The organism is Kribbella speibonae (assembly GCF_004331375.1).
GTDB classification, from domain to species: Bacteria; Actinomycetota; Actinomycetes; order Propionibacteriales; family Kribbellaceae; genus Kribbella; species Kribbella sindirgiensis.
The window spans coordinates 1-19,459 of the sequence record NZ_SJKC01000003.1 but is presented as its reverse complement, the minus strand read 5'-3'; the positions used below and the strand labels follow the sequence as shown (position 1 = coordinate 19,459).

At 65.0% G+C, this 19,459-nt stretch carries 15 protein-coding genes and 1 pseudogene; 5 read left to right on the top strand and 11 right to left on the bottom strand.

Annotated elements, in window-relative coordinates:
- Positions 1-15: 15 nt before the first annotated feature.
- Positions 16-891 carry an 8-oxoguanine DNA glycosylase OGG fold protein gene (locus tag E0H92_RS21355; protein ID WP_131497506.1) on the top strand — a complete coding sequence of 292 codons (876 nt, stop codon included), beginning with the start codon at positions 16-18 and terminating at the stop codon, positions 889-891.
- A 79-nt stretch (positions 892-970) separates the two neighbouring features.
- Here the strand turns inward: E0H92_RS21355 and E0H92_RS21350 are convergent, their stop codons facing one another.
- The 3 genes from E0H92_RS21350 to E0H92_RS21340 all read right to left on the bottom strand — a co-directional run bounded on the left by E0H92_RS21350 (position 971) and on the right by E0H92_RS21340 (position 4,363).
- A complete protein-coding gene (locus tag E0H92_RS21350; protein WP_131460496.1) occupies positions 971-1,975 on the bottom strand; it encodes an ATP-grasp domain-containing protein in 1,005 nt (334 codons plus the stop codon).
- Positions 1,972-3,081 carry a tyrosine/phenylalanine carboxypeptidase domain-containing protein gene (locus E0H92_RS21345; protein WP_202873759.1) on the bottom strand — a complete coding sequence of 370 codons (1,110 nt, stop codon included), beginning with the start codon at positions 3,079-3,081 and terminating at the stop codon, positions 1,972-1,974. The genes E0H92_RS21350 and E0H92_RS21345 overlap by 4 nt, the downstream gene beginning before the upstream one ends.
- 673 nt (positions 3,082-3,754) lie before the next feature.
- Entirely contained in the window at positions 3,755-4,363 is a 609-nt protein-coding gene (locus E0H92_RS21340; RefSeq protein WP_131497505.1) for a flavodoxin family protein, read from the bottom strand.
- 22 nt (positions 4,364-4,385) lie between these two features.
- Here E0H92_RS21340 and E0H92_RS44230 point away from each other — a divergent pair, with 22 nt between their 5' ends.
- Positions 4,386-4,523, top strand: a complete 138-nt coding sequence (locus E0H92_RS44230; protein WP_165549898.1) for a hypothetical protein — start codon at positions 4,386-4,388, stop codon at positions 4,521-4,523.
- Between the two features lie 39 nt (positions 4,524-4,562).
- On the opposite strand, the gene E0H92_RS21335 is transcribed toward E0H92_RS44230, so the two are convergent.
- Complete coding sequence (locus tag E0H92_RS21335; protein ID WP_131497504.1) at positions 4,563-5,543, bottom strand: iron-containing redox enzyme family protein; 981 nt, start codon at positions 5,541-5,543, stop codon at positions 4,563-4,565.
- A gap of 53 nt (positions 5,544-5,596) precedes the next feature.
- Here E0H92_RS21335 and E0H92_RS21330 point away from each other — a divergent pair, with 53 nt between their 5' ends.
- The 3 genes and pseudogenes from E0H92_RS21330 to E0H92_RS21320 all read left to right on the top strand — a co-directional run bounded on the left by E0H92_RS21330 (position 5,597) and on the right by E0H92_RS21320 (position 7,740).
- Positions 5,597-5,818, top strand: a complete 222-nt coding sequence (locus E0H92_RS21330; protein WP_131460499.1) for a CDGSH iron-sulfur domain-containing protein — start codon at positions 5,597-5,599, stop codon at positions 5,816-5,818.
- 22 nt (positions 5,819-5,840) lie between these two features.
- Positions 5,841-6,717: pseudogene (locus tag E0H92_RS21325) on the top strand (SDR family oxidoreductase).
- A 216-nt stretch (positions 6,718-6,933) separates the two neighbouring features.
- Positions 6,934-7,740 (top strand): endonuclease/exonuclease/phosphatase family protein, encoded by an 807-nt coding sequence (locus tag E0H92_RS21320; RefSeq protein WP_131497503.1) that lies wholly within the window; start codon positions 6,934-6,936, stop codon positions 7,738-7,740.
- 89 nt (positions 7,741-7,829) lie between these two features.
- Here the strand turns inward: E0H92_RS21320 and E0H92_RS21315 are convergent, their stop codons facing one another.
- The 7 genes from E0H92_RS21315 to E0H92_RS21285 all read right to left on the bottom strand — a co-directional run.
- The gene (locus E0H92_RS21315) at positions 7,830-8,078 is read right to left on the bottom strand and encodes a hypothetical protein (protein ID WP_131460502.1); all 249 of its coding nucleotides are present in this window, start codon (positions 8,076-8,078) and stop codon (positions 7,830-7,832) included.
- 48 nt (positions 8,079-8,126) lie between these two features.
- A complete protein-coding gene (locus E0H92_RS21310; protein ID WP_131497502.1) occupies positions 8,127-8,324 on the bottom strand; it encodes a DUF8129 domain-containing protein in 198 nt (65 codons plus the stop codon).
- A gap of 178 nt (positions 8,325-8,502) precedes the next feature.
- Positions 8,503-9,021, bottom strand: coding sequence for a hypothetical protein (locus tag E0H92_RS21305; RefSeq protein ID WP_131497501.1), 519 nt, complete (start codon positions 9,019-9,021; stop codon positions 8,503-8,505).
- 1,067 nt (positions 9,022-10,088) lie between these two features.
- Complete coding sequence (locus E0H92_RS21300; protein WP_131497500.1) at positions 10,089-10,355, bottom strand: hypothetical protein; 267 nt, start codon at positions 10,353-10,355, stop codon at positions 10,089-10,091.
- Positions 10,352-10,825 (bottom strand): hypothetical protein, encoded by a 474-nt coding sequence (locus E0H92_RS21295; RefSeq protein ID WP_131497499.1) that lies wholly within the window; start codon positions 10,823-10,825, stop codon positions 10,352-10,354. The genes E0H92_RS21300 and E0H92_RS21295 overlap by 4 nt, the downstream gene beginning before the upstream one ends.
- A 30-nt stretch (positions 10,826-10,855) precedes the next feature.
- Positions 10,856-11,740 carry a hypothetical protein gene (locus tag E0H92_RS21290; RefSeq protein ID WP_131497498.1) on the bottom strand — a complete coding sequence of 295 codons (885 nt, stop codon included), beginning with the start codon at positions 11,738-11,740 and terminating at the stop codon, positions 10,856-10,858.
- Between the two features lie 74 nt (positions 11,741-11,814).
- Positions 11,815-19,459, bottom strand: a 7,645-nt coding sequence (locus tag E0H92_RS21285) for a DNRLRE domain-containing protein (protein WP_131497497.1), incomplete at its 5' end; no start/stop codon positions are given.

Below are 19,459 nucleotides of genomic sequence, written 5' to 3'. Positions count from 1 at the left end.
TGCAAACTCTGTTGAGTGACAGACCTTCATCCCGTCCCGCCTGAGCTGCTCCTGGCCCACGAGCGCTGGACAGCTCGCGACCGTCCAGCTCAACCGGCGCCGCACTGGTTCCCACACCGCTGGACCGCCCGGCTCCCCGAACACGCGGACTTCATCGACACGCTCCCGAACCCCATCAGCCGAGAAGCGGTCACCTCACAGTTCGTCGACGCCGGTGACAGCGACGAGGCCGCACTGCGCGCTTTTCTGGCCGCAATGATCTGGGGCCACGGCCGAAACGGGTACGGGGCCTACCGCACGGCGGCCGTCCTCGCGGCATCAGACCACGCTGGCGAGTGGCTGTCCGAAGCCCTACAAACCACCCGCGCCGCCGGCGGACCGGCCGGCTTCGAGTACCTCGCCAAGCACCGCCTCAAGGGCCTCGGCGTCGCGTTCGCGACGAAGTACCTCTACTTCTGCGTCACCCCCGAGTCCAAGGTGACACCCGCACCGATTCTCGACCGCATCGTCCGCCACTGGCTCGCAACCCACACCGACTGGCAACCACGACTCGACTGGCGCATCGCCGACTACCAGCGCTACTGCGATCTGGTCGTCCATTGGTCGGACCAACTCACCGAACCCGCAGGCACAGTCGAATACCTCATGTTCGCCAGCGGTCTCGGCACCGCAAGCCAGTGGACAGACTCCCGCGAACACGCCACGCGGCCGCCCCTCAACTCGAACGCAGACGCCAACGCGGTACTCGCAGCCCTCGACGAGGCAGCCGACGCCTTCGAAGCACTCACAGAAGACGTCACCCCCGAAGACGCCGAGGACTTCGAACGCGGCCTACGAGCCTTGAAACGCATCGTCGTCGCCCGATCCCACTGCGGTCCACAAACGAACTGATCCACCGGTACTTCAGCACCTTCGCCAAGACCGACAGCCACCCCGCGGCTGCCACTGAACCAACGTCACGACCAGCGCCTCACAGCAAGTGGTTTGCCTGGGTTCGGCGTTCGAGGGCTTCGATGACGGTTGGGCAGACGTCGATGTCGTAGAGCCTCTCGACGCTCTGCATGCCGCCGGGGCTCTCCGCGTTGATCTCCACGACCTTGTCGCCGATCACATCGATGCCGACGAAGTACATGCCGTCGGCCACGAGTTTGGCGCTCATCGCTTCGATGATGCCGAGTTCCACAGCACCGATCTCGAGCGGTACCGGGCGTCCGCCCTTGCTGATGTTGGCGCGCGGGTCGTTGCCCTGTGGTACGCGCCGGAAGGCGGCCGGCTTCCCGTCGCGCTCGAGGAGCTTGCCCTCGAGCAGGAAGATCCGGGCGTCGCCGTCCTCGCCGCCGTCGACGAACTCCTGAACAACCGCGTAGCCGTCCTGCCGTACCGCCTCGGTCATCTGCGCGAGGTTCGGTTCGTCCTCGTCCTCGATCATGAACACGTTCCGGCCTTTGGCGCCGTACAGCGGCTTGACGACCGAGTGGCCGACCTCGGCGACGAACCGCTCGATCGCTTCCGGGTCGTGCGTCACCAGCGACCGAGGCCGGATCTTCGCGGGAAATTCCTCCAGGTAGAGCTTGCTCGTCGCCCGGATCAAGGACATCGGGTCGTTGACGACCGTGACGCCTCGCGCCTTGAGCATCTGGCCGAAAACGACGCCCAGTGGACTGGCCCACGGCCGCTTCTGCAAGTCGTCGATCGATTCGTTCCGCAAGAACAAGGCATCGAGGTCGTCCAGGACGATCCGTTCCGCGTCACCGTCCTTGATGCGTTCCATGAAGGTCTCGAGCGTGTCGTCCTTCTCGAACTCCGCGGCCCGGGCCCGGGCCACCAACTGCCCGTCGCTCTCGCCGAGTTCGACGTCGCACACCCCGACGTACCAAACCTCGTGCCCGGCCTGAGACGCAGCTCGGGCCAGACGGGTAGTCGTGTACTCGTCGATCTCGGTGGCGACGTCATTGACGAAGAAGGCGAGTCTCATGCCGCCACACCTCCTTCGTACAGGTCCGTGACCGAGACCCCTGCGCGCAGTCTGTCGAGACGCTCCTGCGCACCCGGCACGTCCAGCCAGCGAGGACGGACCCATGGTGCTTCGAGTACCTCGCGGTCGAGCAGGTCCTGGATCAACGGAATGTGGTCCAGCGCGAACTTGCCGGCGAACAGCACATCCAGACTGTTGCCCTCCGCAAGGGATTCGAGGAGGCGCGTGATCCCGCGCAGGTAGATCGCGTCCTTCACCGAGCCGCCTCCGACCACCACCCTGATGGCTATGGTCCAGGCGGTCCTCGTCGGGATCCGGTGTTCCGCCCGCAACGACTCGAAGATGTCCAGGAACCCGGCGCCGCCGACCATCTGAGCGACGGCGACCACCCGTGCCGCGAGTACGCGGAGACGCCGCGGGTCCAGGCCGCCGCTCAGGTATTCCGCGAGTACAGCAAGGCCCTCCTGGGTCTCGTCGTAACCGGGCAGTCCGATCGAGAGCAACGTCAGGGGTTGTCTGGCGCCGTTCTGGTACGTGACGACATGGGTGCCGACCTCGTGGTGCAGCAACGGCTCGACGCGGTCCGCGCGGAACGTGGCGGCTTCCGGGATGAGCAGCCGGCCGAACGACACCATCAGCTCTGACACGTCTTCGCGCACCGCGACGTTCGCCGGAAAGCCTTCGTACACAGCACGATACCGATCGAACTCCGCACGAGCCGCCTCCGCGAACGCACCGGCCGTGACGGTTCGGGTGCTGGGAGCTTGGATCGGGATGGTCGCGAGCAGCTCCTCCGCTGTCGCCACGAGAGGCTGAGCAACACCGCCGTACAACTGCAGCGACCCGTACACGAACCGTGACGTATCGCGATCCTCCAACGCCGTGATCTGCCGCGCGATCTCATCCCGCTTCGCTCGGAAGAGCGTGTGCAACGCAGGGTCGTCGACGTTCTCGATCTCGAGACTGTAGAGCTCACGCCGTACCAGATCCGGCTCGAACTCCAGCGGCCTGAGCCTGAGCGTAGGCGCTGTACCAAAATCACACCGCTCAAAGTCCGCCCACGCCTCGGCAGCATTGACCGGCGTCGTGTTGATCAGCAGGTCCAAGCCTCGCTCGATCTCAACAAGCCGCCCATCAATCTCAAGCGCGACCCCAAGCCGCTCCTGCGAAATACCCATCTACCAGACGTACCCACCAACAATCCCAAACACACTCCACCCGAGATGCGATCGCTCCGCCCGTGAGCCAGCGGTACGTTGGGTTCACCCGCGGTCGCCAGGTGTCAGCAGCACCCGCTGGAGATCACCCTTCACCCGGTCGGCGGTCGGTGCGGCGTTGACTCAAATCGACACGTCGGCTGCGAACCAGGAGGAATGTCCCGCCACCCACAACGGTAGCCACGACCACTACGGCTGCCACGACCCAGCCGGCACCGTTGTAGTCCCTCGGACTCGAGTTCGCGGAGCCCGGCAGATCCGGCGCGGTCGAGCTGCTGGAGCCGGGCGACGGCGACGGCGCGGCCTGCACAATGACCGGTCCAGCAGCGAACGGTGCCAGTGCAAGCACCAGCACGGCCGCTGCAGCCAGCATTCGCCACGCTCTGCTGATCATGACCTGCCGGTGCCCACAGCGCATGGCGGCAAACGATTCGGCACCAGCAGTGGCATGCGCACCGAGGCCGCCACCACGCGTCACCGGAATCGGCTAGATGCGCGACGGCCGGACTCAGACCGGTCCGCGGCGCCCTTGACCACGGGCCGCTCTCGGGACCTGGTCAGCTCATGTCGCCGTGTACTGCTCGTTGCGTAACAGCCGTGCCAGGTGTGCTGCGTTGGCAGCGGCTGTCTTCGTGGTGGCTCCGGTTGTGTCCGGTTTGGGGCCGGCCTCGTTGTAGTCCACTGAGCCCATCGCCTCCCCGACCCAGTACGTCGCACCGGCCGCGGGAATGGTGAAACCGACGTCGTTCAGGGCCTGGAAGACCTCGGCCGTGACATGGTGGGCGCCATCCTCGTTGCCGACGACACCGACCACGGCGACCTTGCCGTAGATCAGCGGCCGACCCTCGTCGTCCTTCTCGGACAGCTCGGCGTCCAAGCGCTCGAGCACCATCTTGCAGACGCTCGCCGGCTGGCCCATCCAGATCGGCGTGGAAACGATCAGGATGTCCGCGGCCAGGACCTTCTCCCGCAGCGCCGGCCACTCGTCTCCAGCTCCCTCGTCGACGCTGACGCCGAACCGCACGTCGTGGTCGGCGACCCTGACGAGATCACCCTCGACGTCATGATCGGCGAGCGCGGTGAGCAGTTCACGCCCGATCAGCTCGGAGCTCGACTTGGCCGGTGACCTCTTCAACGAGCAGCTCAGGACGAGCGCCTGCAATGACGGCATGTGCGATATCTCCCGTTCTGGCGTGGCATCTGCAGCCGAGTGTGCACTCTTGGTACCCAGCGGCAACCAGTTCCAGCTCTGGAACACCGACGCGCAGCCTGACTATCGCTGGTCCGCCGAGGATTACAGCACCCCGGACCTGCTCCCGTTCGTCGGCTAGATCCTGAGCCACAGTCACAGAGTCGCGAACAGTTGCAGGTCAGCCGCAGCGGCGAGCTGATCGGTCGGGGGCGTTCCACCTGGTCAGTAGGTCGTCCGCGAAGAGGTCGTCGAGGGTCAAGGCACACCGCGCGCCGAACAGTACGTCGCCGATCGCATCGGGACGTTCTCGCACGTAACTGCCGCACAGGTCGTGCGCCGCCACCTGCTCGTGAACCGCGTCGGCCTCGACATGCTCGGTGAAGTAGCGGGCCTGTGCCTCCGACGCCCCGAGCCGGATGGCACCCGTCGCGTACTGCCGGTTCGGGAGCGTCGACGTCATCTCGAAGGCGGCCAGATGGCCAAGGAGCGCAGCCGTCCACCGGCTATGGATCGCGAACAGCGACATCACGTTCGAGACCGCCAGCGTGACCGCCGGTACGGCAGAGACGTAGTAGCCGTAGGTGTCATCGAGGTCCAGCCAGCGCATCGTCGTACGGAAAAGCTCGGAGTGCATCCGTTCGGGCCGGCCGCCGCCGTACTCGTCCGCCTCGATCTCGACCAACGCCGCCTTCGCCGCGCCGTCGAGACGCGCGATGCCGAAGCTGTGCGGATCGGCCTCCTTGAGCTGGTACACGGATCGGTTCAGCACGAACTCGCGGAACTGCTCTCGCGTCGCGTGCCGACGCAGGTACGGCGCGAACCGCGGACCGTCGACACCGTCGATGAGCGCCCGCAACTGCTCAGCCACCGGCCGCTCGTCCACGCGGCTCCGGCAGGTCGTCTGCAGCCAGTCGGTCCACGGCCGTTCCAGCCGGGAACGGAACGCGATGATCGCCGGATCCCATTGCCGCTCCGGATCGACATCGTCAAATCCGCGGTACTGCAGCTCGTACGCGACCCAGAGCGCCAGCTGCAGATCGTCATCGGCATACGGATCATCGCGTACGCCGACCTCGACACCGCCGACCGCTGTCTCGCGTCGCAGGAGACTGTCGTTCAGCCAGGAACTGAGTGGTCCGCGCGGCGGAGGTAGTTGCATGCCGCACCGGTACCCGCCGGATAATCCCGGATTCGGGTGGGTACCGCGACGGCATGACCGAGATCCGCGCCTACCCGGACGGTCCGTTCCTGGTCCGCGGCGAGTTCGAGCTCCTGGACGAGAACGGCGATCCGATCCCGGCGTCGCGCCGTACCATCGCCCTCTGCCGCTGCGGCCGCACCAGCATCCCACCCCTGTGCGACGGCACCCACACGCTGCCGATCAACCGGAAGCCGGCCGGAGAACCAACCACACGCCGGGTACCGCGAGCATGAGGGTGACGACGAAAGGCAGACGATGAGCAGCGATCCGCGGACCAGGTACGCCGGACCGGAGCAGCAAGACCCGCAGAAGCAAGAGCACCCCGGACACGGCGGCGCGATGAGCCCTGAGCCAGACTACGGCGAGAAGACCTATCGCGGCAGCGGGAAACTGACCGGCAAACGAGCCTTGATCACCGGCGGCGACTCGGGCATCGGACGCGCCGTCGCGCTGGCGTTCGCCCGCGAGGGTGCGGACGTGATGATCTCTCACCTCGAAGCCGAGGAACAGGACGCCGGCGAGACCTGTCGCCTGGTCCGCGAATCGGGCTGTACGGCGGCCTCACTGGCCGGCGACATCCAGGACGAGCAGCACTGCCGGCGACTCGTGGCACTGCGTGCAGGAGCTCGGCGGTCTCGACATCCTGGTCAACAACGCGGCGTACCAGATGTCACGCGAAGGCATTGCGGACATCTCCACCGAGCAGTTCGACCAGGTGCTGAAAACCAATGTCTACGCGATGTTCTGGCTCTGCAAAGCCGCGCTGCCGCACCTGACCGAAGGATCGGCGATCATCAACACGACCTCGATCCAGGCGTACGAACCGTCGCCGAATCTGCTCGACTACGCCACCAGCAAAGCGGCGATCCTCAACTTCACCAAGGGTCTCGCGCAGGAACTGGCGCCGAAGGGCATCCGCGTGAACTCTGTCGCGCCCGGCCCGATCTGGACGCCGCTCATCCCGGCGACACTTCCCGCCGACAAGGTCGGCGAATTCGGCGCCGACACCCCACTCGGCCGAGCCGGCCAACCCGCCGAGCTCGCACCGCTGTACGTGTTCCTCGCCTCGGACGACTCAACCTACGTCACCGGCGAACGCATCGGCGCCACCGGCAGACGCCCCCTACCCTGACCATCGCGTTTCCGGTACCGGTCAACGGGCACCGGGGCACTTTCGAGGGAAGCCGAGCATGCCGATGTCGATCTGGGAACGCTGAGAACGGCGCCGAAGCCAGGGCAAACCGCAGGAACTCCGAGAGCTGAACGCTTGAGTTCAGTGCGCGGCGGCCTCATGGCAGGAGCTGCGGAAAGGACAGGGGCACCCTAGATCGCCTTGCGGGAGGCTGTGATGCGCGTACTCATGCAGAATCCTGAGGCCCTGTACGGCGACTGGCCTCGGCGTCGCGCTGTTCTCGCGGCAGGGCTGGACGACATCAGTCCGGATCTCGTGGCGTTCGTCGAGTCGGTCGTCACCGACAAGTACGACCAGCCGCGGGATCTCCTCGGACCGGACTATCACCTGGCCCACGGGTCGGCTCGAGGCGCCGATGGGGCCGGCATCACGATCGGCAGCCGGTGGCCGATCGGCCAGGTCCATCAGCTCGATCTGCACGTCACACCGCGCGTCGCCCCGGATTTCCCGGCGTCGACGATCGTGGCCGAGATCGACGTACCCCAACCGATCGGTTCGGTGTTGTTCGCCTGCACCAATCCGAGTTGGCAGATGCCCCTGGAACTCGAGCGACAGATGCAGGCCGTCGCCTCGGCCAGATTCATCGAGAACCTGGCAGGCGACCGTCACGTCGTACTGGCCGGAGACTTCGATGCGACCCCCGAGTCAACCAGCATGCGGTTCTGGCGCGGTCTCCATGCGCTGGACGGAGTGAGCGTGTGCTACCGCGACGCCTGGGAGACCACGCATCCCGGTGAGCCCGGGCATACGTTCACCCCGGCGAACGGTCGGGTCCTCGCGGGTCCGGTGGCCTGGGACGTTGCCCGCCGGATCGACTACATCATGGTCCACTGCGGGGAGCGCGGCCCGACCCTCGACGTCGCCACCTGCGAACGCACCTTCGAACACCCCGTCGACGGCGTCTGGGCCAGCGACCACTTCGGAGTCACCGCCACCTTCGAAGCCCACACCCCGGCCACCTGACGGTGTTTTGTCGGAGTGGCCGGCAGCAGAAGGCGCTGCGTCCCGAACATTACGCCGTGAGCGGACGGTAAGTTGCTCACTGCAACCGGTCAGAGATGCTCGCTGGACTCGTTCTGTTCGTCCGGTGGCAGGACCTTGTCGCCGTCCGGCTGCTCGTCGACCCGCCGCGTTTCCCCGGCCGAGTCGACGATCTCGCTCTCGGACGGGTCGGCGGAGGTGCGGACGTTGTCGTCCACGGAGTTCACCGCCATCGCGCTCGGGTCCACGTCGTCGATCGTCGGACGATAGTCGTCACCACGTTCGCCGGGCTCCTGGTATTCACCTGGGTTCTCGGTCATGAAGAGTCGGTGCCCGCCGGCGACCTGCTGCAACCGTCTGCGCCGGCGTCAGGATTGTCGTCGTTCGGCCGCGCGAAGCTGGTCCCGTCGACGGCTGAGCAAGTCGAGAACCTGCTCCCTCGCGCCATGGTTCCGCTCGTAGCCGATCAGCTGCTCCACCTGCTGGATGTCGAGCGCATCGATGCGTGCGGCGAGCGCCCCGGGTGGCACGAGGTCGAACTCCGGTACTGGCAATGAAGTACTCATGGCGTCTCCGTTCCGGCCGCGGTCCCCGGCCTCGGCAATTCGGCCTCAGGACGCGCCCCACCGCAGCAGGGCGGCACCTCGCTCTCGTACACCAGTTCCAGTCTGCTCACGTCCATCGAGGCCGAGTACCCCACCACCACCCCACGAAACAAGCTGGTTCAGCTAGTCGACCGCATTGTCAGGCCGGGATTACTGTCGGCTCGAGGCGAACCAGGCCCTCGGGCAGTGCGTCGGCCCATTCAGCCATCTCAGCGGTCACCCGGAACATCATCGCCGCGATGAACGGTTGAGCCTGCTCATCCGAGCCGGTGCCGAAGGATTCCAGGCGCCAGTCTCGCCAGTGGGCGTGCAGGACGTCGTACACCTCGTCGATCTGAGCACGGGTGAACCGGCTGGGCACCACGCACAACTGCCGTGGCAGTTTCGGCGACAACTGCCGGATCACCGCATCCACATCGGTAGCAGCGACGACCAACACCTCCTGCTCCGGGGAGGGACGGAAGATGGCCAGGTGGACGATCGGTCCGGACGACTCGCGGTCGCGGAGGTCAACGTCCAACTCGACCACGCCGTGCCGCCAGCCACCGGGCGGCGGCGGGCACGGCGGGTCCCTCCGAGCTGCACGCGGCTGCCAAGCAGGGATCTCCGCCGACAGGACCTCGACGTCGATGCTCTCGTCGCCCCAGATCCCAACCACCGAGACGCCCAGACCTCGGTTCGCTGCGATGGCCGCAGCGACTGCCTCGCCATCTGCCCCGATCAACCGAACCGACCGATCTGACTTCCAACCCGGCGCTTTCCACGTCAAATCATGCACACGGGCCAAGTCCAACCAATCACCGTCCGCCCCAGCCACGAACCGCCCCCAAGTCCGGACCCGGTCCCCCACCCCGAACACCAAATCTCTCGCCGCCATGACTACATGCTGCTCCGTCCGAACGCTTTCGGCATGCCCCCACCAGCCCATAGTCCCGCGGGACCAAGCGTCCAGGCGCTACCAGTTCGGCGTATGTCCGCGCCGGCCAAGACCGTTCCTCGGCGGGCCTGGGGGAAGAGTGAGCGATCCGCCTAACGTCGGCGCAGACGGTTGGCCTGCCCGGACGCCTTCGTCACAGCTCGTTCGACCGCCGGCGGTGGCTTAGTAGTCGCCGCGAGCGCCAGCTCGCAGCTGGTCGGCGGTAGCCGGTGGGTGGGAGCGCGCGGAGCGGGCACGGGAGGAGCGGAGCGACGGAGTGGCTGCGTAGCACGCGGGGGCTATCACATTCATCCGAGGTATTTGGAGCCGGTGAGGAGCCGGTGAGGGGACTCGAACCCCTAACCCCCGCTTTACCGGAGCACGCCTGTCGCCGTACCGCATCACTACCCAAAAGTTGCCACTGACCTGCTAACTCCCTAATGGAGAGTACTCAGCTGTTGGCGTCTGTGCTCGGCATGTTCCGTCCAATCCGGTGAGTAAAACGGTGAGTTGCGGCCGGGCAGGAGGCGGCACGGAGCGGAGGTGATCGGGGCACGCTGGCGAGACTGAGACGCAACTCAATCCCCATGGGCGATCAGGGCCGTCGTCTCATCGCCGATGCGCCACCACGTGCCTTCGATTCTCACGCAGCCGACTTCCTCCGTGACCAGCCGACGCGGCACTGGCCGCGCTTGTAACAAGACGCGACGCCCGAGCACCTGGCTGCAGAAGAGCCCTGCTTCTTGGAGACCATTGCTAGTCCGCCCGTTGCATGCGAGAACATCCGGGCAAGCGCCCCTACTGTCAACCTACGGATCACGATCAGGTCGCGGCAACGACTTCGCACCTCGCCTGGTCGACATCGATCGTGGCAACCCGCCGATGTCTGTGGAATCAGCGGCGAGAACACCACCAGACACCGGTACGATCGGCCGCCGCCCGTCCGCCGGCAAGGACCAGGACATCTTCGATCTGGCTATACGGCTCAGGATCGTGACCTGGTCGGCCAGGCCGACGCAGGTGTAGCGGGTCGAGATCGACGCCGCGGTGCCGACCTTCTCGGACTGGTTCGTCACCCGGTCGAACGCGTCATAGGTCTGGTTGCGCGTGAACGTGGGGTGCCGGCGGTGTCGAACTTTTGCTGGCGGACGAGCCGGTCGTAGGCGTTCTGCTCGACGCCCTGCGTGCCTACGTCGGTCGTGGTCGCGCGGCCGAACGGGTCGTATCGGTAGTTGCGCGTAGTCGACCCGGACACGGTTTTGGTGAGGCGGTTGCGGTCGTAGGTCATCGCCGACGTCGTCGCGTCGATCGTCTGCTTCTTCGTGTTGCCGGCCGCGTCGTACTCCCACGACTCGTTATCGCTCTTGTCCGTACCGGTCTTGGTGACCGTCGCGAGCTGCCGGGCCGGGGTGTAGGTGTAGGTCGAGGCCTGGTCCAGATACAACGCCGAATTTGCCTGCAGGACCTCCTCGAGATCCTGCGAACGATCACCATCAGCGGTGTACTTCAACGCATGCGACGACACCAACAGGCCGGACGCACGCACTTGCCACAGGCTCCCTCCAGATAGTCCAACTCAACTTGCGGGAGCGTTCCAGCCAGTTGTTGAAGAGATCGCGAGCGCCGTGAGAACGGCGCGGCCGAGTGCGGCCGCCTCCCGCCAGTCAGCGACGTCCAACAATTCACCCGGGCGACTTCCGAACCAATCACCATCCTGCCGCTTGTGACGAGGGGACACACACGCACGGAAACTATCCTCCGCGACGATGATGGTTACGGTCCGGGCATTGGTATGAAAATCACGCCATTCCACATCACCCACGAATTTCAGCAACTCGGCCACGTCGTGCGCAGACTCTTGAATCTCCGAACTAAACACGTCGCGAATCAGCACTGCGAGCCGAGATCCCGCCACCTCAGGCTCGACATCAGAAGGCATTGCTAGGAACGGGCGCACGATCCCCGAGCCGCCATCGGCATGCGGCCTGTATGCATGGGCATACAGCACGCCGTGGTAACCATGCACGCCGATGGATGCACTTCGCAACGGCCGTCTGTCATGGTAGTCGACATCACTGGTGCGCCATCCGCGCCCACCGCGTTCGCTGTCAATCGCGCCTGCCAGGAGAGGGCCTCCCCGTAGACGTGTGTCGCCCGCCCACTGTGCCGATGAGAGGACTGCCGGTACGACGTACTCCCGCACGCTCCGGCACACCTGCGCATCACCAGCCGACAACATGTCCTCGACCGCCGAGTAGCACAGATCGAGCACTTTCACGTCGCGGTCGACAACCGCGCGCCGAAAGATTCTGGATACGAATACATCACGCACCAATTCTGCCGTGACGAGCCAAGCGGGATCATCGTCCACGTACATCGCTGCTATGTCGACAGCAGCCTCGGGGAACCGATCAGTAAGGTACTCCGCGAGGTTGTCAACGGTTACCAATTCCGTCATCACCGCGCCCTCCTATCGGCGTCGACGACAATCACCATCGCGCTGATCTGATCCGATCGATCTGCACCGCAGATATTTCATGATACCGGAGCTGGGCATCCGTACTGCGGGAACGGCGGTGGGAGGAAACCGCAGCTCGGCTTACCTGCCATGATCCTGCCCGCTTCCCACGCGTACTGAGCGTCACCAACAAGGCTAAGAACGGTCAGAGTGCGCCCCAGGAAGACTGCTCCACCAGATCCGCGGAAAGTTTGGCTGTAGGCTTTCGGATGCTGTTCAGTGAACTGCGCGCCTGTCTCGCCGGAGACTGCTTGGTTCCTTACAAGCCGCTCCATCGCTGCGTCAACGTCGCCTCGTACACCGCGCGAATCGAGTTCCGCAGTAACGGCGTTCGCCTGGTCCTTCATCGTCAACACGTCCCATGAGTCTTTGAACAACCTTCGGAGCAAGATCTCGTCAGCTTCGGCCATCCCTCGTCCGCCATGGAATCTGTCGGCGTCGCTCTTGCTTAGAGCCTTGGCGTACCCATTCGCCAACTCGAGGACCTTCTGGAGATGATACGTGGCATTCTTCCCGGACCCCGTCTTGGCGCCCGTCAGCAACTCATTCCGCAAAGCGGTGGTCGTGCGACCGTCATCAAATACCTTCTTGGCGCCGGGACGCGCATATTCGCCGTCGACAAGAGCTTGCAGCCCTGGGTCAACCGTCCTCGGTGGCGTCGCCACCGTCACCGGCGGCCGCGGCGTTTCCGGGACCCGTTCACCGTTGTCATCGATGTTGTAGTGGCCGTTGAGTTCGATGCGGGTGATGGGGTTTCCGCCGCCGAACATGTACCGGTTTGCGTTCCACGGATCCGTACCCAAACCTAGATCCTGAACGGCCCCGTCGAACATGTCGCGGGACAGGAACCGGTTCAGGCCTGGGTTGTACTCGCGGAACCCCATGTCGTAGGTGCCGGTGGCGCCGTTGAAACGGCTCGAGTTGAAGCGGTACGGGTTGACGATGTCGGCGTCCTTCGCCGGGTCGTCCTGGATTGCGTCGTCACCGGTGGTGCCGACCTTGTCGGCCTGGCCGTAGGCGGTGTAGCGGTAGGTCGACGTGGTCGTGCCGGTGGTCGCGTCGGTCAGCGTTTCGGTGTCACCGTGGGGGTTGGTGCCGTAGAACGACTTCTTCGACGTGGTGCCGTTGACCGGGGAGTCGACCAGGGAGAGGTTTTCGCCGTTGGCGCCGTAGGCGTAGGACTTCGAGACCTTCCAGGTCCCGCCGGTGTCTTTCTCCTCCTCGGCCGCGACCTGGTCGGCCAGGCCGACGAAGGTGTACCGGGTCGAGATCGACGCCGCGGCGCCGACCTTTTCGGACTGGTTGGTGACCCGGTCGAACGCGTCGTAGGTCTGGTTGCGGGTGAACGTCGGGGCGCCGGCGGTGTCGAACTTCTGCTGGCGGACCAGGCGGTCGTACCCGTCGTAGGCGTTCTGCTCCACGACCTGCGTGCCGGCGTCCGATGAGGTCGCGCGACCGAACGGGTCGTAGCGCTGGTTCACCGTTGTCGTACCGGTGACGGTCTTGATCAGACGATTGCGGTCGTAGGTCATCGTCGACGTGGTCGCGCCGATCGTCTGCTTCTTCGTGTTACCGGCCGCGTCGTACTCGTAGGACTCGTTGTCGCCCTTCTCCACGCCGGTTTTGACGACCGTCTCGAGCTGTCGGGCGGGTGTGTAGGAGTAGGTCGAGGCCTGGTCGAGATAGTCCGTGGAGTTCGCTTTCAGGACCTTCTCGACGTCCTGCGAACGATCACCGTCAGAGGTGAAGCGCAGCGCATGCGACGAGATCAGTTGCTGGTTGTGCTTCTCGGTCTGGATCCGGGGCAGGCCGTCCTCGTGGTACGTGAACGTGGCCAGGTTGCCGTTCGGTTTCGTGATCGTCGAACGCAGACCACGCCCGTCATAGGTATAGCTCCAGGTGTCTGTACTCGTCGATGTCGAGCCGGCCTTGACCGTGTCGACCAGATTGCGGACATCCCACGTGTAGCCGGTGTACCGCGTGACCAGCGGGCTGCCGGTGCCGGCATCCGCAAGGCGCTGCGCGTTGGTCGACAGCACGTTCGAGTCGAGGTCATAGGTGTAGTCGGTCTGAGCCTTGGGGTTGCCCGCCTTGAGCTCCTGAACCTGCGTGGTCCGGGCGAGGCCGTCGCTCGTGACCTTGAATGTGTCGGTCAAGGCGTTCGGGTTGTTGTCCTTGACCTCAGTCTGCTGACCATTCAGGTCGTAGTTGTAGGTGAAGGAGCGGTTGTCGACCGGGCTGGTCGAGACCAGCTTGATCGCGTCCGCGGACACCACACCCGTCGCGGACGGCGCCAAGGTGATCGTCTTGGCGACACCGTTCGGGAACGAGTAGTTCCCGAGATTGATCCACGGGTTCGCCGCGGTGCAGGCCTTTTGGTCGACCGTCTTGGTGGCCGCGCCGGTGGAGTGGTTGATCGTGTACGTCGCCGCTGTGGTCGCGTCGGTACGGACCGGGCAGGACGCGTAGACATCGAACGCACCCGCCACGTCCGGCAGCACCCGCCAGCTGAAGATGTCGGTCGAGCCTGTCACCGCGGCGTGGTAGCGGTAGTCCGCGCCCTGGGTGTTCGTGCCGCCGGTGACCGTCGACCACGTGCCGGTCGAGCTGGATTGCCAGGTGTCGGCGTTGTCGACGATGTCGACCGGCTGCTGCGCGGCGGTGTCCGACCGCGACTGCAGCGCACCGTCCGGGTAGTAGCCCCAGGCCTGGGTCCGCTTCGCGTCGTCGCCCGGCACCGTCAGCGTACGGTCGGTTTGCTGGCCGAGCTGGTTGTAGCCGTATGTCGCGGTGATCTGCCACGGATCCGTCGACGTCTTGATGTCACCGGAACCGAAGTAGGTGAAGTTCGTCCACTGCGCGGCAGGTGGTGCGGTCGCGGCGAAGGTCGGCTCTGACTGGGCCTTGATCTCGCCGGTCGGGTAGTACTGGATGAACGTGCTCGACGGCGTCTTGTACAAGGCCGTCGCCGTGTCGAACGCCGACTTCTTCTGCACCGGCCGGTTGTTCTTGTCATACACCGTCTCGGAGTACCGGCCACTCGGCCGCGTCTGGCGCGTGACGTTGCCGGCCTGGTCATAGGCCAACTGCGTGACCCGGTCCTCCTGATGACCGCCGATCGGGGTGTGCGGAACATGGATCGCGATCGGCTGACCGGCGTCGTCGTACTCGGTCGTCTTCGTATTGCCGGTCTGGTTGATCTCCGACGTGACTAGCCCGTCGGCGTCGTAGATCGTCTTGCTCGTGTACCCGGCCGCATCTGTGACTGCGGTAGGCCGATGGTTCAGGTCGTAGACCGTCTTCGAGGTGTAGTCCGTCGCGGGAGACGCGTTGCGCAGCGGATCCATCACGGTCACCTGGTTGCCGACCAGGTCGTACTCGTACGTCGTCGTCGGCGTCTTCGTCGTCCCGCCGTCAACGAACGGCGTCTCGACCTTCAGCACCTGACCGATCCGGTCATAGCTGTACTTGGTGACGAAGTCGTTCGGGTCCGTCGTGGTTGCGACGCCCTTGGGCGCGGTCTCGGTGATCTTGCGGCCCAGTACGTCGTAGGTGTAGGCGAGCTGACGTCCGGTGGTGTTGTTGTCCGGCAGCGTCTTGGTCAGCAAGTTGTCCGCGGCATCGAACGTCGACACCGACTGCGCACCGTTCGGCGCGGTCTCCTTCGTGACGTTGTCGTTCAAGTCGTACTCGGTCGCCGTGGTCCGAGTCACCGCCCCGTCGTACGGCTTGGTGATCTTCGTCGGCCGCCCGAACGCGTCGTACTCCGCGACCGTTTCCCGGCCCTGCGCGTCGGTGACCTTCAGCACGTTGCCTCGGTCGTCATAAACGAAGTCCGTCTTCGCGAGCTCCGGGTCGGTGATCGACAGTGGGTAGCCGCTGTCGTGGTAGTCCGAGTCGTCGCCGTACTGCGTCGCGTTGCCCCGCGCGTCGAGGACAGTCGCCAGGGTTCCGTTCGAGTTGTAGGTGTACGTCGGACCGAAACCCAGACCATTCTTGACGGTCTTGACGTTGCCGTTCGCGTCGTACGTGAACGTGTCCGTCCGGCCCGCGGCGGTCTTCTTCGACAGCAACACCGTCGGCTTCGCGCCGGTGGTCAGCGTCTGGTAGGACAGCACCACACCAGGCAGACCGTTCTCGACCGCCATCGCATCCTTCACGACGAGCGGATATCCGGTCTTCGGGTCGTACTCCCACGTCGACACCGCGTCGTTGGGCTCCTGCAGCCTGATCACGTTGTGATCGCGGTCCCAGGCCAGCAGCGTCGCCTTGTCACCGCCGATGGCGTTCTGGTTGGCGTCCACGATGCCCGTCGTACGACCGAACGCATCCATCCGGTACGTCGTCACCGACGGCGTGGACCCGTTGACGTCGGTGACCATAGCCTCACGAACCTTCGCCACCGGGTCGGGATCGGCATAGGTGAACGTGGTGTCGTTGCCGCGGCGATCGGTGTAGCTCTTGGGCCGTCCTGCGTAGGCCGAGGTCTCGTTCGGAGCGTAATACTGAACCTTGGTCTCCGCGCCGGTCTGAGGGCTACGTGGATCCTTGACCGAGATCAGCCTCGTGTTGCTGTTGTTCGATGTGTCGGTATAGGCGAACTGGAACGACTTCACCACCGCACCTGGGTCGAACGCGCCCGCGTTGAACGGGCCACCGTCCTCGAGCTTGATCAACTGGAGCGAGCCGTTGTAGTTGAACTTCAACCCGCGCCCAGACACGTCACGGATCCACGCGACGTGTTTGTCGGTCCCGGTGAGATATCCCAGCGTCAACACCTGCCGACCACTCGCATCCATCACGGTGGTCAACCGGCCGAAGGTGTCGTAGCTGAACGACATCGTGTTGCCGTTACGATCGACAACCGACGTCTGCCGACGCGTGGTGGAGTCGAAGAAGAACCGAGTACCGTCAGGCCGCGACAGCAACCACTTGTTCGCGGCGCCAGGAGTCAGGTCCTGCGTCAGATCAAGCGCGACACCCGCCGGACGCGTATAGGTGACCTCCTGCGGAGTCCGTGTCGCCTCCCTGTAGTAGTGCGTCGTCCCATCGCCGTCCACGAACGACATGACATTGTCGTTGACGATGGACAGCCCCTCGCCCAACCGCGCCAGCGTCGCCGGCTGCACAGAGAACCCGTAACCAGTCGCTGACGACGTCGTCGACGTGCCGTCCTGGCTGTTGTACGCCAACCTGACGAACGCAGACGGTCCGATCGACGGGTTCGACAAGGCGTCGTACGACCACACGACGTTCCCGTTGTACAGGTTCGTCAGCAACTGCGATCCACCACCGGTCTCCTCACCGGCATACGACAAGAACCTCTCCAGTCCCAACTGGTTCGACGTCGGGTCCTCGACATACCGGTCCACACACAACAGGCCCGACGTCTCCATCACACAGCCCTGTGCAGGCCTGGCCGGCGGGGACGACGCGTTGTCACCGTCGAACCAGGTCTTGTCAGGCTTCCTGAGATCCAGATGCAGGTCGTACGACTGCCGCTTCGACCCCGAATCGGAATTGATCGGCGCCTTCATCGGAAGGTCGACGGTCTTCGACTCACCCGGCGCCAACGCCCGCCCCAGCGGGACACTGAGACGCTCGCCCTCGGTCGTGAGATCGACGAGGCTGCCGGGATCGGTCCACCGATACGACACCAGCAAATCGCCCAGCCAGGAGACGTTCGTCGTGTTCGTCACCGTAACCGGGGTCGTGACAGTAGTGTTCGGATGGAACCGTTCAGGAATCTGGTCGGCCTGGTAGGTCTCGGCCTCGTTCTTGGCCAGGTGCTCGATCCACAGCCTCGGGCGGAACAACGTGTCCGGGGACTCGCCGTTGGTGATGCTGAACAGCTGCTGCTGCACGGTCTCGTCGTGCGTTTTCAGTAGCAGGCCGTGGTTGTTGCCGGGATTGTCGACCCAGGACTGGATCTTCGGTAGCAGCGCACCGCCTTGTGCGGGCGACTTGAACGTCAACTGCTTCGGGTTGTTGTCCGAGGTGAGACTGGCCAGCACCGTCGAGTCGTAGTCACCGCCCGCGCCGGTCCAGTTGATCGTCGACGCCGCCTGGTTCCAGGTCGCCTCGGTCTCGACGAAGTCCCGGGTCAGTCCGTGCAAGTCAAGGGTCGCGGTGCCGGTGCCGGACCCGTAATTCGCGAACAGTTCTACCCGCGCGTCGGTCACCTTCGTGCCCTGCTTGATCGCCGACGTGTCGAACTTGAACACCCCGCGCTCGATGCCGTATGTCGGGTGGTTGTTGCCGACCTGCACCCAGTACCGCGTGTTCCCGCTGCCGCCGTCCGGACGCGACACGTTCTCCGTCGGCTTCGTCTTGCTCAACGTTGTGTCGGAGATGTCGCCGCCGAACGACTGCAGGATCCGGCCTTCGCGCGGCATCGTCACGGTCTGCACGTTCGACGCGGCCTTGCCGTTCGACGTGCCGTCGCCGACTGTCCGCGCTACAACCCAATAGCTGTACGTCGCCGGATCAGGCAGCGCCCCGTCCAGCGTCGACGGCTTCGCGGTCGCATCGGTGAACGATGTCACGTCTGGCGGGACTGTCCCGACCAGCTCGAGCGCGCCCGGGGACGTGGTCGAGAAGTAGTCACCCACCGGCGTGGTGCAACCGTCCGACGGCAGTGCGCGGCAGCCGCGGAAGATCTGGTACTCGACCAGGTCGTCGTCATCGGCCGGCGTCGGGTCGATGTACTTGTTCCAGGACAGCTCCGCGCCGGACGCGTTGATCGTCGACGGCGGGTTCAGCGTGACACCGGGCTCGTCGTAGGTGATCACCAGGTTCGGCCGGGCCGCCGTCTCCCCGCCGTACGCTTCCTCGCTCGCGCTGTAGTACAGACCGCCGGCAGGCGCCGTCGCCGGGTTCTCGTCGACGGCTTTCAGCATCACGCCGAAGTTCGACGTCGGGTTGCTCACCCACGACTGCGCATAGCTGCCCAAGCCGTACGAATGCCAGCCGTCACGATCGCCCGCCTGCTTCGTCGCCGTGGAGTACTTCGTCCACTTCATCGCATCCGCGATCGGGATCGTCGCGGGCGCACCAGTCCCGGACTGTCGGACCGCCTTCACCTGTGTCGTGTTGCCGGGGCGCGCATGTACCGTCCCCAGCGTGTACCACAAGTCGCCTCCGGCTCCGGGTGTGCCGGCTGTCTGGTTCCACTGGACGGTCTGCGTGGTCGGCACGCCGGCAGACGTCGCCCCGACCAGTGTCGTCGGCAGAATGCCCCGCACGCTGTTCGGGTAGTAGTGCCCCTGCACCTGGTAGTCGCCCTCGCTCGGCACTCGCACGTTCCACGTGAACGAGTCCGGAGCCGTACCCGTCAGCGCGTACGTGAACGACCCGTTGACCGCGCTCGCGTTGCTCTGGTACTTCCACGGCCCTTCGTACGTCGCCGACAACGTGTCCTGGTCGTCGACCTGCACCGTGTTGGACGCGTAGGTGCCGTTGAACGCCGTGTTCATCGACGTCCACGTCGCCGTCGACTCCGTCCAGGCGGACGTGACCTTGACCGCGGCGAACGGCAGCGTCACGTCCGCACCGAAGCCTGCTCCGTAGTGCATGTTCAGGTCGGCCGAGCGGATCGTCGTGGTGGTCGGGATCATCGACGTGTCGAACTTCAGCAGGCCGCGCCAGGTGTTGTGGCTCGCG